This is a genomic window from Pseudomonas sp. PS02288, from assembly GCF_029959715.1.
GTDB classification, from domain to species: Bacteria; Pseudomonadota; Gammaproteobacteria; order Pseudomonadales; family Pseudomonadaceae; genus Pseudomonas_O; species Pseudomonas_O kuykendallii.
This window is the reverse complement of sequence record NZ_JASCPA010000004.1, coordinates 49,560-64,949: the sequence shown is the minus strand read 5'-3', so window position 1 is coordinate 64,949 and position 15,390 is coordinate 49,560. Positions and strand designations below refer to the sequence as shown.

Here is a 15,390-nt window from a genome sequence, read left to right as displayed (position 1 = left end):
TCGCTGCGGCGCGCGGCCGTGTCGGGCGACGGGCGGTAATCAGGCGCGTCTGCGCTCGTCCACGTCCAGGGCCTGGCGGACCTGGCGCAGGTCCGCGGCGTCCTGGTTCAGGCTGTGGATGACCTCGAGCAACTCCCCGCGCAGGACCTGGCATTCCATCCGTTCGGCCATTCTCATCACCGCCAGCGCGGCGCGCTCGTTGTGGTAGGCGACGAGGTCGAGGGTCTTGCGGGTACGGCGGGCAGCACTGTTCATGGAGGGGCACCTGGAAGTTCAGGGGCCATACCCTAGAGCAGCTTTGTTGCCGCGATATTTCAGCCGGGCGGCGCTCAGGCCGCAAAGCCCCGCTTCACCGATTCAAGCCAGGCGGGGTCGAGGCGCGTCTGTTCGGTGTCCAGGCCGGCCTCCTCCATGCGCTGCCGGTGCCGTTCGATCTCGGCCCGAGCCTGGCCCTGGTCGCTGCTGTTGCCGTCCAGTTCGTGCATCTGCATCAGCCCCAGATGATAGAAGCGCAGCAGCTTCATCGCCACGGGGTCGCCGGCGGCCACACCCGCCTCGAGCCGGTGCATGAGATTGGTGATGCTCATCAGGCTGCGCTTGAGCTGCCAGCCGTAGAGGCTCGGCGCCAGCCAGGCCTGCGACCAGAAGCGCAGGCGCACCAGCGCCACGCTCAGGCCCAGCCCGATGACCACGCCGGCGACGTTCCAGCGGAAGTTGTCGCCGCCGCTTTCACCGAACGCCAGCACCAGGATCTGCGAGAACAGCATCGCCAGCGCGAGAAAGAGCACGGCGATGATCAGCGTCGCGCGGCGCGTTTGCCGGCGATAGGTTTCGGGGTTGAGCGGTTTGATTTCGAACGGCGCGGCCACCGGGGCTCCTTGGGTGAGCGGATAACAGTCGCCGCATTATCACCACATCCGGCGGGCCCTGTGGACTTCCTGGCGAGCCAACGCGCTTTCGCTCAACCCCGGATGGCCACCAACCAGCAGCCTTAAAAACTCAAAACATATCGAATACAGACTTTATATATATTTTAAATATTCAAATACAGGTCCTAGCATCGTCCTGGATGTCACCCGGCGGCTTTTCGCAGGTGCCGTCGCCACAACAAGAACAACAAGCACAGGACATGAACATGTCGATTAAACCTCTGCACCTGGGGCTGGCTTCGGTCGGTCTCGGTATTGGATTCACCCTCCCCTCCATCGCCAGCGCGGAATTTCTGGAAGACAGCAAAGCCGAGCTGGAACTGCGCAACTTCTACTTCAACGGTGATTACCGCCAGGAAGATGCCAACCAGTCGAAACGTGAAGAGTGGGCTCAAGGGTTCCTGCTGCGTTACCAATCCGGCTTCACCCAAGGCACGGTCGGCTTCGGCGTCGATGCCCTCGGTCTTCTCGGCGTCAAGCTGGACTCGGGGCAGGATCGGCAGAACTCCGGGTTGTTGCCGGTAGGCGACGACAGGGCACCCGATGACTACAGCCGGGTTGGCGCCACCGCCAAGGCGCGAATCGCCAACAGCACGCTGCGCTTCGGTACGCTGATTCCGCGCCTGCCGACGGTGCAACCGAACAATTCGCGCCTGCTGCCGCAAACCTTCCAGGGCACCCAGCTGACCTCGAAGGACATCGACGACCTCACCCTAAATCTCGGGCGCCTCACGGAAAACAACCTGCGCAACAGCAGCGGCGGCGACAAGCTCGCCGCTTCGGGCTCAGGGTTGACCGGTCGCCAGGACACCGACACGTTCGATTTCTTCAGCGCCAGCTACAAGTGGAGCAAGGCGCTGACCACCGGCTACAGCTATGCCCATCTGGATGCCAACTACAAACAGCACATCTTCAATCTCAGCCACGACCTGCCCTTCGGCAAAAAACAGGCACTGAAGAGCGATATCCGCTACGCGCGCTCCACCGACGATGGCGCGACCAATGTCGACAACAACGCCTTCGGCGCCAAGTTCACCTACAGCTTCGGCTTCCACGCCCTGGGCGCGGCCTACCAGAAAATGTCCGGCGGGACCGGCTTCCCCTACCTGCAGGGTACCGACCCATTCTTGGTCAACTACGTGATGCTCTCGCCGGATTTCGCCAACCCGGACGAACGCTCCTGGCAGGTGCGCTACGACTACGACTTCGCCGGCCTCGGTATTCCCGGCCTGAGCTTCATGACCCGATATCTGCGCGGTGACAACTTCGAGTTGGCCAACGGTGCGACCCGTGAATGGGAGCGTGATACCGACATCCAGTACACCTTCCAGAGCGGCGCGCTGAAGAACCTCGCCGTGCGTTGGCGCAACGGTACCTATCGCAGCGGCGGCGATCAGGACATCGACCAGAACCGCCTGATCGTCAGCTACACGATTCCGCTGCTTTGACACCTCGCCCCGCCCACAACCGCCGGCCCGCACCGGCCCAGGAAACGCTGATGCACACCAGAAAATCCCTGCTGCACCTCGCCATTCTCTTGGCCCTGGCCGGTGGCCCGGGTGCCTATGCCGCCAACACCGGCGAGATGAACTGCAAGACCACCGCCGAGTGCGCCGCGCAGGCGAAGAAGATCGGCGCCACGGTCGAGAAGCCCGCGGCGGGCAAGAAAAAAAGCGAAGACGGTCAGTTCGACTGGATCAACCGGATCAACAAAGCCTCCATCGTCATGCTCACCGAGGAAGGCATCGTCTCGGCCGACGAAGGCCGCAAGATCGCCGGCAGCGTGCGCTACACCATCGACCAGGGTGGGCGGCCGGACGGCAAGCGGCCCACCGACGTATTGCAGATCGAGCGCATCATGACCGACAAGATCGGCCCGGAAGCCTCGCTGATCCACTCCGGGCGCAGCCGCCAGGACATGTACGCGACCTATCGCCTGGCCAGCCTGCGGCGTCAGGTGCTCGATTACGGCGATGCGCTCGATGCATTGCGCCAGCGCCTGCTCAAGCTGGCCGCCGAGAACATCGACACGCTGGTGCCGGCCTACACCAACGGCGTACAGGCGATGCCGATCAGCTACGCGCACTATCTGCTCGCCTACGACGCTTCGTTCGAGCGCGACGCGCAGCGCCTCCACGAACTCTACGCACGGCTCAATCTCAGCCCGATGGGCACCGCCGTGCTCGCCAACTCCGCCTATCCGCTCAACCGCACGCGCCTGGCCACGTTGCTAGGCTTCGATGGCGTGCGCGAGAACTCGCTGGATGCCAGCCAGGTTTCCCCGTACGACATTCCCCTCGAAGCGTCCGCCCTCGTCGCCTCCACGGCGATTCGCATCGGCGCGATGATCGGCGACATCCACACCCAGTATCACCAGATCCGCCCCTGGCTGCTGCTCGACGAGGCTTCCACCTACACCAGCAGCGCGATGCCACAGAAGCGCAACCCGGGGCTGCTGATGCGCACCCGCGAGGCCGCCTCGGACGTGGTCGGCCTGTCGCAACTGGTGACGCTGCGCGCGCACAACGTCACCACCGGGATGACCGACTACAAGTTCGCCTATGACTCCTCCGGCCTGTTCGACGAGAGCGTCGAGATGATCGACCGGATGAACACCGTGCTCGATGCCCTGAAAATCGACCCGGCGCGCAGCCTGGAAGAACTCGAGTCGGAATGGACCACCTCGATGGAGCTGGCCGACACCCTGGAGCGCACGCACGACGTGCCGTTCCGCATCGGCCACAGCTTCGCCTCGCTGATCGTCACCTATGCCCGTGACCATGGCATCACGCCGAAAGCCTTCCCCTATGCAGAGGCGCAGAAGCTCTACACCCAGGCCGCGAAAAAATACCAGTGGAAGACCACCGAGTTGCCCCTCAGCGAAGCCGCGTTCCGCGCCACGCTATCGCCGCGTGCCATGGTGGATAGCCGCCAGGGCATCGGCGGCCCGCAGCCGGCGGAAGTCAAACGCATGCTGGCGCAGGCGCAGAAGACGCTGGGCACGGATCAGGACTGGATGCGTGAGCGGCGCCAGCGCCTGAGCGACGCCGAAACGACGCTGAACGAGGCGTTCAGCAAGCTGGCCGGCGACTGACGCCCGGCAGCGACCGGTCTGCCGCTGCCCCAGGCGCAGCGACGGACCGGCCTGCCCCGCCCCGGAAAACGCGCGGTGCCCGCCGCGCCTGTCGAACTAGCGGGTGGCATTCACGCCGCAGCGCCGTCTATCTGGTACCGACACGGCCCTTCAGCGCCTGTCTTCGCCCGTCACACCGCCACTCAACGGTTCTTCGGCATGCCCGCCGCCCGCGCCGCGCGACGTGTTGCGCAGCGGCCCCCGGCCGGGTACCGCGCGAGCCGGATTCAACGCCCGCTGCAAGATCGTCTGGTCCAACGAGCCGTGCCAGCGCGCGATCGCCAGGCAGCCTACGCAGTTGCCCAGCACGTTGGTCAGCGAACGGCATTTCATCAGCCGCTCGACGCCCAGCAACAGGCCGGCGCTTTCCACAGGAATCATCGGCAGAACGCTCAGTGTCGCGGCCAGGGTCAGGAACGAGGAACCGGCGATGCTGGTGGAACCCATCGAGGTGAACAGACACACCAGCAGAAGGCCAAGCAGTTGCAGGCCACCGAGTTCGACATTGCCGGTCTGGGCAAGGAATAGCGCAGCACAGGACAGGTAGATATTCGACCCCGCCAGATTGAAGGTGTAGCCGGTGGTCAACACCACCCGCGCCGACTGCCGTGCGCATCCCAGCCGTTCCAGCTTGCGCAGCAGCCCCGGGAGAGCGATCACCGAGGACCCGGTGGACGCCACCAGCAACAGCTCTTCCTTGATGTACGCGATCAACCGGAGCAGGCCGACGCCTGCGAACCGCGAGGCGGCGGCGAGCACGATGCCAACGAATGCCAGGCAGGTGAGGTAGATCACCGCGATGAATTTCAGCAGGTGAACCGTCGAGCCCGGCCCGTAGCGGCCGATGGTGAAGGCCATGGCGCTGAAGGCCGCCAATGGGGCGAAGCGCAGCAGTACCCTGAGCAAGGCGAACAGCAGCGCCAGCAACCGGTCGAGGGCCGCGAGAACAGCTTCACCGACGGCTCCCAGGCGGCTCAGCAGATAGCCGCAGACCAACGCCAGCAATGCCACCTGCAACACCGGGCTGCGACTGAGGAGTTGCCAAAGGTGCAACGGCGAGACGCCGGCTCCCGCCTCGACCATGCGTTCGGTGCCCTGCACCGCGCTGTGAACCTGGGCAGCCAACGCGTGCGCCGGAAATTCAGGGGGCGGGGAGAAACCGTCGCCGGGGCGCAGCAGCAGAGCCCCGAGCAGGCCGCAGAGCAATGCCAGCACCTTGAGTGCCTCGAAATAGACCAGGGTGCGTGCGCCGAGTCCCCGGGCCTGTCGGCGACAGCGCAGGCGTGCCACGCCGGACGTCACCAGAACGAACATCAGCGGCGGTATCACCCAGCCCACCAGTTGGAGGAAGCCGCTGCCCAGCGGCTTCATGGCCATCGCCAGGTCCGGGCGCCAGAGCCCCAGCAGAATACCCGCGCTCACCGCGACGACGATCTGCAGGGTCGGATTGCGTGCCAGCTTGAGGATCATGCGTGGGGTCCGCTGCAGCGTGAGTTCTTGTTATCGGACCGAAGACTTGCCCCGGGCTGCCGTATCCTACCCAATTACGCCGCCGACCATCGCCCGCTGCGCCATTTTTCCAGGCCGCGGTCCGCTGGCCGAAAACCACCCCTCATTGGCGAGCCCCGCATGGAACTACGGCACTTGCGCTACTTCACGATGGTCGCCGAAGAGCGCCACTTCACCCGCGCCGCGGCGCGCCTGCACATGCAGCAGCCTCCGCTTAGCCAGCAAATACGCGCGCTGGAACTGGAACTGGGTTTCGATCTGTTCAAGCGCCACGCCAAGGGCGTAGACCTCACCGCCGCCGGCCAGGTATTCCTCGAGGAAGCCAGGGCGATCCTCGCTCAGGTGGACAACGCCAGCCGCCGCGCCGCCCGCGTTGCCGAAGGCGTGGAGGGCGTCCTGTCGATCGGCTTCACCAGTTCCGCCGCCGCGCACCCGCTGATCCCGCGGATCATCCGTGCCTACCGGCAGGCGTTCCCACGCGTCAGCATCGTGTTGCACGAGGGCAATGCACGCGGCCTCACCGATGAAGTGGGCTCGCGCAGCCTGGATGTCGGCATCCTTCGTGCGCCGGTCGCCCGCCCCGACGAGGTGCAGTTCCACCGCCTGCTCAACGAGGAACTGCTGCTGGTGCTGCCGGTGGACCATCCGCTGCTGGCGGGACGCGAGGCGCCCGACGGAATGCCCGAACTGCGCCTTGCCGAACTCAGGGACGAACCCTTCATTCTGGTGCGCCGGCCCGGCGCGCCGGGAATGTACGCGAACCTGTTGAAGGCCTGCCGCAATGCCGGCTTCGAGCCGGAGGTGGCCTTCGAGGTCGAACGCATGCTGACCAATGTTAGCCTGGTGGCGGCTGGCGCCGGCGTATCGGTGGTGCCCGCCTCGATGAAGGACCTGCAGCGCGCCAGTGTCGTCTATTGCCGGATCGTCGGCGCCAAGCCGCGCCTGGCAGCGCCTATCACCCTGCTCTGCCATGCGCAGAACCAGACACCGCCGGTGATCAACTTCACAACCCTGGCACGTCGCCTGAGCGGAAGGCTGTACCTCGCCCGCTAAGCCCCGCACCGTTCGCCAGCCACGCCACCCTCACCAGTTGAACGACACCGTGCCGAGCAGCGTGCGCTCCTCGCCCCAGTAGCAGCGCCCGGCGTTGTTGCAGCCGGTCACGTATTCCTGGTCGAAGAGGTTCTTCGCGTTGACCTCGGCGGACCAGTGCTCGTCGATGCGGTAGCCCACGAGCGCGTCCACCAGGGTCACGTCGCCGGTATCCAGCGTGCCGTACAGTGACGCCGCGGTGTAGGCGAAGGTGCTGTCGAAATGGCGCACGCCGCCGCCGATGTGGAAGCCCTTGAGCGCGCCGTCGAGGAAGCGGTAGGTGGCCCAGACCGACGCCTGGTTGCGCGGCACGCCGGTCATCTGGTGGTCCTCCAGCAGCGAGCCGGGGCTGTCCTTGGTGATGCGCGCATCGGTGTAGGAGTAGGACGCCACCAGGTTGAGGTTCTCGTTGAGGTCGCTGTTCATCTCCAGCTCCACGCCCTTGGAGCGGCTTTCGCCGACCTGGCGGTAGCCGCCGGTGGTGGCGTCGGCGATCACGTCGTCCTCTTTCACCAGGTCGTAGACGGAGGCAGTGAAGGCGGTGTTCCAACCCTTCGGCTCGTACTTCACGCCCACTTCGTACTGGCGGCTGGTGGTCGGTTCCAGTGGCGAACCGTTGCTGAACACCTGCTGGGTGGGAACGAAGGACGTCGAATAGCTGACATAGGGCGTGAGGCCATTGTCGAACTGGTACATCAGGCCGGTCTGCCAGGTGAAGTCGTGGTCCCAGTAGTCGAAGTCGGCCGGGTCGTTGAAGGGACCCCGGCGGTTGCGGTACTGGCTGTTGACGTAGTCCTGGCGGCCGCCGAGGAGGAATATCAAGTTGTCGTACTTGCTCTGCAGCTGGCCGTAGACGCCGTACATCTGCTGTTCCAGCAATGCGTCCTGTAACGTCGCCTGCATCGCCGGCTTGCCGCTGTAGACCGGGTTGTAGATGTCGATGCTGCCGCCCGCGCCCGCCTCCCAGTTCTGGTTGAACGAAGTACGATCGAAGCTCGCGCCCAGCAGCACGGTGTGCTCGAACTCGCCGGCGTTGAAATGCCCCTCGAACTGGTTGTCCAGCGAGTAGACCATGGACTTGTTGTAGCGGTCGTAGGCCGTGTTGACGAGCGTGGTGCCGAAACCGCCGTTGTTCAGGTTGCCCGGCCAGGTTTCCTGACGATCGATGCGCGACTGCATGTAGCGCGAGTTCTGCCGGAATGCCCAGGTGTCGTTGAACTGGTGGCTGAACTCGTATCCCAGCGACCAGGCCTCGCGCTCGAAATTGTCCCAGTTCGGGTTGCCGAGGAACGCGTCCTTGTCGATCTTGCCGTTGGGGTTGTCCAGCAGCGTGCCGGCGGCGGGATAGCCCAGCTCCAGCTTGGTACGGTCGCGCTGGTAGCTCGACAGCAGGGTCAGCGCGGTGCTGTCGCTGAAGTTCAGGGTCAGCGAGGGCGCGATGTAGAGGCGATCGTCCGGCACCTGGTCGACCTGGGTGTCGGCGTTGCGACCGAGCATCACGATGCGCCCGAGGATGTTGCCCTCGTCGGTCAGCGGGCCGGAGACATCCACGCCGAGCTGCCGGCGGTTGTTGCTGCCGTAGCTGAGCTGAACCTCGCCCTGCGGGGTTGCGGTCGGTTTCTTGCTGACCAGGTTGACCACGCCACCCGGCGTGTTTTCGCCGTAGAGGATGGAGGTCGGGCCGCGGAAGACCTCGGTGCGCTCCAGGCCGTAGGGCTCGCTGGTGGTGTCGTAGCGGTTGCCCTGCACGCGCAGGCCGTCGCGCAGCAGGCCGTAGCCGAAGTCGGTGGCGAGGAAGCCGCGGATGTAGAACAGGTCGCCAGCGAGTCCGTCACCGGCGGCGAACGGCGGCGCGAAGATGCCCGGCACGTAGCCGAGCACCTCGGTCAGGGTCTGGGATTTCTGGTCCTCCATGCGCTGGCGGGTGACCACCGAGATCGAGCGCGGGGTTTCCGCCAGCGGCGTGCCGGTCTTGCTGCCGGTGTTGCTCAGGGTCGCCCGGTAGCCGCTGTCCCCGGACATGTCACCCGAACCGATACCGGCTCCGGTCACGGTCGCCGGCGCCAGCTGAATCACGCCGCTGGGCGCAATCGGCTGCAGCACATAGCCGCCGCTGGCCTGCGGCAGCGCCTGGAGGCCACTGTTCTGCAGCAGACGGGCCAGGGCCTCCGGCACGCTGTAGCGGCCATTCAGCCCGGGGCTGGTCTTGCCGGCGGTGAGGTCGTTGTGCCCGACCAGGTAGATGCCGGCCTGACTGCTGAACTGGTTGAGCGCGGCGCTCAGCGAACCCGCGGCGATGGCGTACTGGCGTTCGCCGGCGGCGTCCTGGGTGGTTTGCGCGTGAACCTGGGTGGTGGCCAGAAGCAGCGGTGCGCCGGCCAGAACCGGTAGCGCGACGGCGAGCGCCATGGGCCGCAGGGCAAAGCGGCGGGCGAGATGAGCAGGCAAGTGCATGGGGTCCCCTGAAGCGTTCGATTGTCGAGGTTTTCCTGTAAACCGAACGAACCTCGAAAAGGGGAACCGACGCGCCGGTTTTATTTTCGGCGGGCCGGCGCCCTGCGCTGCAAACACCCGATCACGCCGGCTCGAGGCTGCCCCACCAGGGCGTCATCCACTCCAGCCGAACCGGCAGCGCCGCCGCGATCAGACGCAGCGCCTGGTCGGTATCGTTGAGCGGGAAGGCACCCATCACCGGCAACCCGGCGACGGCCGGGTTGCAGCCCAGGTGGCCGTGGCGATAGCGCGACAGCTCCTGCACCAGTTGCCCCAGCGGCATGTCCTCGGCGGTCAGCACGTGGCGAATCCAGGATTCGCCGGCACTCAACGCGGGGGCCGGGGCGCCGATCGCCGCGGCGCTGAATTCGACCCGCTGCCCGGCACCGACGATGCTCGTCGCGCCGCTGGCGGCGGTGTGCACTTCCACCGCGCCCTGGTAGACATTCAGCCGCGTCGTCTCGCCCAGCTGGCGCACGGCGAAGCGCGTACCCAGCGCACGCAGCCGGCCATGCTCGGTATCCACGAAGAACGGACGCTGCGGGTCCTTCGCGGTATCCACCAGGACTTCGCCGAAGTGCATGCGCAGCAGACGCCGCTCGGCGCTGAAGTCGGCGTCGATGGCGCTCAGCGCACCGAGCCAGAGGTGCGAACCGTCGGCCAGCAGGGTTTCGCGGGTTTCGCCGACACCGGTGGCGAAGTCCGCGCCCCACGCGGTGACCAGCCTCGGCAGCGGCGTGCCGCGCCAGGCGCCCCAGCCCAGCAGCGAGCCGCTGGCGAGGATCATCAGCGTCTTCAGCCCCTGGCGACGACCCAGGCGGGCAGGATCGCCGACGCGCCGCAAGACCCCGCTGGACTCCCGCGCGCCCTCCCCCTGCAACGGCGCGAAACGCTGGCCGACGCGCTCGACGTAACGCCAGGCGTCGCGATGCTCGGCGTGCTGGTCGAGCCAGCGCTGCCATTGCTCGCGCAGCTGCGCGCCGCCGTTCTCGTCGTGCAGCGCGACGTACCACTGCGCCGCCTGCTGCAGGCTGGCGTGGCTGAGTTTGCCGTCGGGGCTGTGCATGGCGGTCATTCGATCAACAGCCCGTCCAGCTCGGCTTCCAGCAACGCGCAGTGCAGGAAGGCCTGAGCCAGGTACTTCTTCACCATGCGCTCGGACACGCCCAGCTCCACGGCGATCAGCCGGTACGGCATGCCGTCGAGCTGCGCCAGCAGGAACGCCTGGCGCACCCTGGCCGGCAGGCTCAGCAGCATGGCGTCCACCTCGTGCAGGGTTTCGACGATCAGCGCGCGTTGCTCGGGCGAGCCTTGCAGGTGCTCGGAGCGACCCGCCTGGCTTTCCAGCCAGGCCTGTTCGAGCTGGCGGCGACGCCAGTGATCGATGCACAGGCCGCGGGCGATGGTGGCGAGATAGGAACGCTCGCCGCTGCTGCCGTCGAAGGTGCCCGGCCGCAGCATTACGCGGACGAAGGTGTCCTGCACCAGGTCGGCGGCATCGAAGGCATTGCCGAGACGGCGCTGGAGAAAACCGTGGAGCCAGCGCGAATGGCTGAGATAGAGCGACTGCGGCGTTGAACCAGGCATCGGGGGCATCGAGAGCACGGTAATGTCCGGCGCAATGCGCCTAAGGTGCGGATGAGAATTAATTTCAAATGTACCCGAAGCGATGCGATTCCGGCAAACCATGACGAAAAAGGCGGCGGTGCCTTTCCGGTCACCGCCGCCTCGTTCATCCGGACGTTGAAGGTTTCAGCCCACCGCCACCAGGTGATCCACGTCCTGCTGCCGGTACTGCTGCGGCGGCGCGACGTAGCCCTTGGGCTTGATCGGGTCGGGCACCTGGATTTCCCGCAGCAGCGCCTTGAAGTCGCGGCGCTGGTCGACGTCCGGGATCGGCACCGCCGACAGCAGGCGCTGGGTGTAAGGATGCTGCGGGTTGCCGAGCACCTGGTCGCGACGGCCGATCTCGACGATCTGCCCGCAGAACATCACCGCCACCCGATGGCAGATGCGCTCCACCACCGCCATGTCGTGGGAGATGAACAGGTAGCTGAGGTCGTGCTCGCGCTGCAGGCGTTCGAGCAGTTCCAGCACCTGGGCCTGCACCGACACGTCGAGGGCCGAGACCGATTCGTCGGCGACGATCACCTTCGGGTTCAACGCCAGGGCGCGGGCGATGCAGATGCGCTGGCGCTGGCCGCCGGAGAACATGTGCGGGTAGCGCTGCATCGCCTCTGCCGGGAGGCCGACCTGCTCCAGCAGCTCGGCGACCCGCGCATGGCGTTGCTGACGGTCGCCCTTGCCGTGGATCAGCAGCGGCTCGCCGACCAGGTCGAGGATCGTCTTGCGCGGGTTCAGCGAGGCGTAGGGGTCCTGGAAGATCATCTGGATGTCCTGGCGCACCTCGCGCAGCGCCTCGCCGCCGATGCCGTTCAGCTCGCGGCCGAGCAGCTTCACGCTGCCCTCGAAGGGCAGCATGCTGAGCAGCGCCTTGCCGGTGGTGGACTTGCCACAGCCGCTCTCGCCGACGATGCCCAGGGTTTCGCCCTGGCGCAGGCGGAAGCTGACGTTCTCCACCGCGTGCACGTTGCGCGCCGGCTCGAACCAGCCGCCGCGCAGCGGGAAGCGCACCTGCAGTTTGTCCACCTCGAGCACCACCGGGCGATCCTCGCGCGACTCCGGCAATCCGGCGCTGCCGAGCACCGGCACCGCCGCCAGCAGCTTGCGCGTGTAGGCGGCCTGCGGTGCGGCGAAGAGGCTGCGCACCTCGGCGCGCTCCTCCATCAGCCCCTGGTTCATCACCACCACTTCATCGGCCATCTCGGCGACCACGCCCATGTCGTGAGTGATCATCAGCAGCGTGGTGCCGAACTGCGCCTGCAGCTCGCGCATCAGCTCGAGAATCTGCGCCTGGATGGTCACGTCGAGCGCGGTGGTCGGCTCGTCGGCGATCAGCACGCGCGGCTTGCAGAGCATCGCCATGGCGATCATCACCCGCTGGCGCATGCCGCCGGACAGCTCGTGCGGATACTGCGCGAGGCGCTTGTCGACCTGCGGCACGCGCACCGCGTCGAGCATCTGCCGCGCCCGCGCTCGGGTTTCCTGGCCGCTCAGCGCCTCGTGCCGGCGCACCGTCTCCTGCAACTGCCGGCCGACCGTCATCAGCGGGTTCAGCGAGGTCATCGGCTCCTGGAAGATCATGCCGATGTCCTTGCCGCGCAGTTCCTGCATCTGCCGGTCGGAGCAGCCGAGCAGGTCGCGACCCTCGAAGAGGATCGCGCCGCTCGTCACGCTGGCGGCCTTCGGCAGCAGGCCCATGATCGCCAGCGAGGTCAGCGACTTGCCGCTGCCGGATTCGCCGGCGATGCACAGCGTCTTGCCGGCGTGTAGGGCGAAGCTCAGCTCGCTGACCACGCGCCGGGGCCCGAAGTCGATGGACAGTCGCTCGACCGACAGCAGCGGTCGCATGGTTTCGGCGGTCATCCCACCCTCCTTCGAGGAGCAGCTACAAGATCGGCGAGCGAAGGCAAGACAAGGCGAAATGGTCTGAAAAAGCGCAGTTGACGTGCAGTCAATGAGCATTTTGAAGGCCATTTCAACGCCGTATTGCCGAGCGCAGCCATTTTGTAGCTGCTCAGTTGAACACCACTTTCGGGAAGTAGAAGGACACCACCCAGTTCGGCAGGTCGACCACTTCGCTGATACGCAGATCGCCGCACACCGAGCAGAGCATGTAGGCCTGTTCGGCGGGCATGCCGTGATCGCGGCAGAGCCAGTCGACGGTGCCGGCGACGGCCTGGCGCGCCGCCTCCATGAGGTCCGGGCCGATACCGGTGAAGGCTTCGTAGCCGGCGCTGTCCAGGTGCCGGGTGACCGGCCCCGGCGTGCTGAAGCGCGGCATCGCCAGCGGCGTGGACTTGATCAGGTCGAGCTTGACCACCACGTCCATGGCCGACTCGATGGCCGTGCCACAGACCTCGCCATCGCCTTGCGCGGCGTGGGTGTCGCCCATGGAGAACAGCGCGCCCTCCACTTCCACCGGCAGGTACAGCGTGGTGCCGGCGGCCAGGTCGCGAATGTCCAGGTTGCCGCCGACGCGCCGCGGCGGCACCACCGAATGCAGGCCCGGCGCCGCCGGAGCGACGCCGATGGTGCCGGCGAACGGCTTCAGCGGCACCTTGGCGAACCGGCCGAACGCCGCGGGCGCGAGGCCCTCGGCGTCGTAGTTCCACAAGGCCAGGGCCGGCTCGGTGAACTGGTCGGCGAGCAGCCCGAAACCGGGGATGTTCGCCGTCCAGCCGAAGCCGCAGGGCTTGAAGCTGTCGATGGTCACCTTGAGCACGTCACCCGGTTGCGCGCCCTCGACGAAGATCGGCCCGGTCACCGGGTTGATCCGGTCGAACGGCATGCTCGCCACATCGGCGACCTTCGATTGCGGGGTGAAGTAGCCGGCCGAGGAATCACGGCACTCGAACTGCAGCTCGCTGCCCGGCGCGACGCGCGCGACGGGCTCGAAGGCGTTGTCCCAGCCGAAGTGGCTGTGCACGCTGTGGATGGTCTTGATCAGGCAGTTGTTGCACATCTCACTTCACCCCGATGTAGTCGTAGTTGACCGGCACGTGCACCGGGTCGACGTACAGCGCGTCGTCGCCGCCCATCCGCGCCGAACGCACGGTGAAGCGTTGTTCGTTGAAGATGGGCACCCAGGGCGCGTCGGCCATCACGTCGGTGAACACCTTGCTCCACAGCGCGATGCGCTCGGCCTGCTGCTCGGGCTTGGCCATCGAGTCGGCGCGCTTGGCTTCGGCGTCGAGCGCCTTGTTGCAGTACAGCGCCCAGTTCCAGCCGCCGGAGACCGCGCCTTCGCAGCCGAGGATCGGCCCGTAGAAGTTCGACGGGTCCGGGAAGTCGGCGATCCAGGCCATGCCGCCGGACCAGACCATCGGTGCCTGGTCCTTCTCGCTGCCGGCGGCGATCACGTTGGCCTGGGCCAGCGACTTGATCTGCGCGCGGATGCCGATCTTCGCCAGGTCCTGCTGGATCGACTGGGCGATGCGCGGCTGCGGGTCGGTGTTCATCACGTACAGCTCGGTGTCGAAGCCCTTCTCGAAACCGGCCTCGGCGAGCAGCTTCTTCGCGCCCTCGACGTCGTAGGGATAACCCTTGAAGCCGGAGTCGTAGCCGGGCATCGCCGGCGGCAGCGGCTGGTTGGCCGGCTTCGCCCGGCCGTTAATCAGGCGCACCACGCGGTCCTTGCTGATCGCCATGTTCACCGCCTGGCGAACCTTGAGGTTGTCGAACGGCGGCAGCGTGGTCTTCAGCGTCAGGTAGCCGGTCTGCAGCTGGTCGCCGGTGACCACCAGGCCCTTCTGTTTCGGGTCGTTCTTGAACTGCAGGAACTGCGCGGGCGGCACGCCGTCGCCGGCGATGTCCACCTCGCCCTTCTGCAGGCGCAGCAGCGCCACGGTCGGGTCCTGGCCGATCTCGAAGCGGATGCCGTCGAGATAGGGCACGCCGCTGCGGTAGTAGTTGGGGTTCTTCTTGAAGATCAGTTGCTGGCCGAGCTTCCACTCCTGCAGCTCGAAGGCGCCGGAGCCGACCGGGTGCTTGCCGAAGTCGGCGCCCCACTTCTCGACGGCTTCCTTCGGTACCACCGAGGCGAAGTTGATCGCCATGATGTGCAGGAAGGTGGCGTTTGGCTGGCTCAGCTTGATCTTCACCGTGTAGTCGTCGGGCGTGGTCACGCCGGCCAGCGTCTCGCTCTTGCCGCCGGTGACGTCCTCGTAGCCGACGATGGAGGAGAAGAAGCCGGCGCCCGGGCTCTGGGTCTTCGGATTGACGGTGCGTTCCAGCGAGTACTTCACGTCGGCGGCCTTCATCTCGCGGCCGTTGTGGAATTTCACGCCCTTCTTCATGACGAAGGTGTACTCGGTGCCGTCGTCGGAAACCGTGTAGCGCTCGGCCAGCGCCGGGACCAGTTCGGTGCTGCCCGGCTTGTAGTCCATCAGGCGGTCGAAGAGGCTCTTGATCATCGACCAGTTCTGCCAGTCGTAGCCGATGGCCGGATCGAGGGTGGCGACGTCGTTCTGGTAGGTGACGACCGCTTCGCCGCCATGTTGAGGCTCGGCGGCCAGCAGGTTGCCGGCGAACAGGGTGGCGGCGATGGCCAGGGAAAGTGCCTTGCGTTTCATGTGCTGCAGCCTCTCTTCTCGTTCAAAAGGACGCCCGCCA

Annotated in this window: 12 protein-coding genes; 3 read left to right on the top strand and 9 right to left on the bottom strand. The window is 66.3% G+C overall.

Annotated features, from left to right (window positions below; genetic code table 11):
• Positions 1 to 39 precede the first annotated feature (39 nt).
• Together QMX85_RS03380 and QMX85_RS03375 are read right to left on the bottom strand one after the other, a co-directional pair.
• Positions 40 to 255 (bottom strand): hypothetical protein, encoded by a 216-nt coding sequence (locus QMX85_RS03380; RefSeq protein WP_282338798.1) that lies wholly within the window; start codon positions 253 to 255, stop codon positions 40 to 42.
• A 74-nt stretch (positions 256 to 329) separates the two neighbouring features.
• Positions 330 to 869, bottom strand: coding sequence for a DUF3087 domain-containing protein (locus QMX85_RS03375; RefSeq protein WP_282338797.1), 540 nt, complete (start codon positions 867 to 869; stop codon positions 330 to 332).
• A gap of 266 nt (positions 870 to 1,135) precedes the next feature.
• On the opposite strand from QMX85_RS03375, the gene QMX85_RS03370 reads away from it, so the two are divergent.
• Positions 1,136 to 2,377, top strand: a complete 1,242-nt coding sequence (locus tag QMX85_RS03370; RefSeq protein WP_282338796.1) for an OprD family porin — start codon at positions 1,136 to 1,138, stop codon at positions 2,375 to 2,377.
• Positions 2,378 to 2,427: 50 nt separating this feature from the next.
• Positions 2,428 to 4,023, top strand: coding sequence for an argininosuccinate lyase (locus tag QMX85_RS03365; protein ID WP_282338793.1), 1,596 nt, complete (start codon positions 2,428 to 2,430; stop codon positions 4,021 to 4,023).
• A gap of 150 nt (positions 4,024 to 4,173) precedes the next feature.
• Here QMX85_RS03365 and QMX85_RS03360 read toward each other — a convergent pair whose 3' ends face one another.
• Complete coding sequence (locus tag QMX85_RS03360) at positions 4,174 to 5,532, bottom strand: cation:dicarboxylase symporter family transporter (RefSeq protein WP_282338792.1); 1,359 nt, start codon at positions 5,530 to 5,532, stop codon at positions 4,174 to 4,176.
• 159 nt (positions 5,533 to 5,691) lie between these two features.
• Between QMX85_RS03360 and QMX85_RS03355 the strand changes: the two genes are divergently transcribed.
• Positions 5,692 to 6,624, top strand: coding sequence for a LysR substrate-binding domain-containing protein (locus QMX85_RS03355; protein ID WP_282338790.1), 933 nt, complete (start codon positions 5,692 to 5,694; stop codon positions 6,622 to 6,624).
• Positions 6,625 to 6,654: 30 nt separating this feature from the next.
• Here the strand turns inward: QMX85_RS03355 and QMX85_RS03350 are convergent, their stop codons facing one another.
• The 6 genes from QMX85_RS03350 to QMX85_RS03325 form a co-directional block, all read right to left on the bottom strand.
• On the bottom strand, positions 6,655 to 9,117 hold the full coding sequence (locus tag QMX85_RS03350) for a TonB-dependent siderophore receptor (protein WP_282338788.1): 2,463 nt from the start codon (positions 9,115 to 9,117) through the stop codon (positions 6,655 to 6,657).
• A 121-nt stretch (positions 9,118 to 9,238) separates the two neighbouring features.
• Positions 9,239 to 10,222, bottom strand: a complete 984-nt coding sequence (locus QMX85_RS03345; RefSeq protein ID WP_282338786.1) for a FecR domain-containing protein — start codon at positions 10,220 to 10,222, stop codon at positions 9,239 to 9,241.
• Between the two features lie 5 nt (positions 10,223 to 10,227).
• Entirely contained in the window at positions 10,228 to 10,752 is a 525-nt protein-coding gene (locus QMX85_RS03340; protein WP_282338871.1) for a sigma-70 family RNA polymerase sigma factor, read from the bottom strand.
• Between the two features lie 156 nt (positions 10,753 to 10,908).
• Positions 10,909 to 12,642, bottom strand: a complete 1,734-nt coding sequence (locus QMX85_RS03335) for an ABC transporter ATP-binding protein (protein WP_282338784.1) — start codon at positions 12,640 to 12,642, stop codon at positions 10,909 to 10,911.
• 151 nt (positions 12,643 to 12,793) lie between these two features.
• Positions 12,794 to 13,741, bottom strand: coding sequence for an acetamidase/formamidase family protein (locus QMX85_RS03330; protein ID WP_282338783.1), 948 nt, complete (start codon positions 13,739 to 13,741; stop codon positions 12,794 to 12,796).
• A 1-nt stretch (position 13,742) separates the two neighbouring features.
• Positions 13,743 to 15,350 carry an ABC transporter substrate-binding protein gene (locus tag QMX85_RS03325; RefSeq protein WP_282338782.1) on the bottom strand — a complete coding sequence of 536 codons (1,608 nt, stop codon included), beginning with the start codon at positions 15,348 to 15,350 and terminating at the stop codon, positions 13,743 to 13,745.
• Positions 15,351 to 15,390 lie beyond the last annotated feature (40 nt).

Bases quoted from the DNA above. Each gene is read 5' to 3' on its own strand.
- QMX85_RS03380 (WP_282338798.1), bottom strand. From the start codon at position 255: ATGAACAGTGCTGCCCGCCGTACCCGCAAGACCCTCGACCTCGTCGCC.
- QMX85_RS03330 (WP_282338783.1), bottom strand. From the start codon at position 13,741: ATGTGCAACAACTGCCTGATCAAGACCATCCACAGCGTGCACAGCCAC.
- QMX85_RS03325 (WP_282338782.1), bottom strand. From the start codon at position 15,350: ATGAAACGCAAGGCACTTTCCCTGGCCATCGCCGCCACCCTGTTCGCC.
- QMX85_RS03365 (WP_282338793.1), top strand. From the start codon at position 2,428: ATGCACACCAGAAAATCCCTGCTGCACCTCGCCATTCTCTTGGCCCTG.
- QMX85_RS03340 (WP_282338871.1), bottom strand. From the start codon at position 10,752: ATGCCCCCGATGCCTGGTTCAACGCCGCAGTCGCTCTATCTCAGCCAT.
- QMX85_RS03355 (WP_282338790.1), top strand. From the start codon at position 5,692: ATGGAACTACGGCACTTGCGCTACTTCACGATGGTCGCCGAAGAGCGC.
- QMX85_RS03335 (WP_282338784.1), bottom strand. From the start codon at position 12,642: ATGACCGCCGAAACCATGCGACCGCTGCTGTCGGTCGAGCGACTGTCC.
- QMX85_RS03350 (WP_282338788.1), bottom strand. From the start codon at position 9,117: ATGCACTTGCCTGCTCATCTCGCCCGCCGCTTTGCCCTGCGGCCCATG.
- QMX85_RS03360 (WP_282338792.1), bottom strand. From the start codon at position 5,532: ATGATCCTCAAGCTGGCACGCAATCCGACCCTGCAGATCGTCGTCGCG.
- QMX85_RS03345 (WP_282338786.1), bottom strand. From the start codon at position 10,222: ATGCACAGCCCCGACGGCAAACTCAGCCACGCCAGCCTGCAGCAGGCG.
- QMX85_RS03370 (WP_282338796.1), top strand. From the start codon at position 1,136: ATGTCGATTAAACCTCTGCACCTGGGGCTGGCTTCGGTCGGTCTCGGT.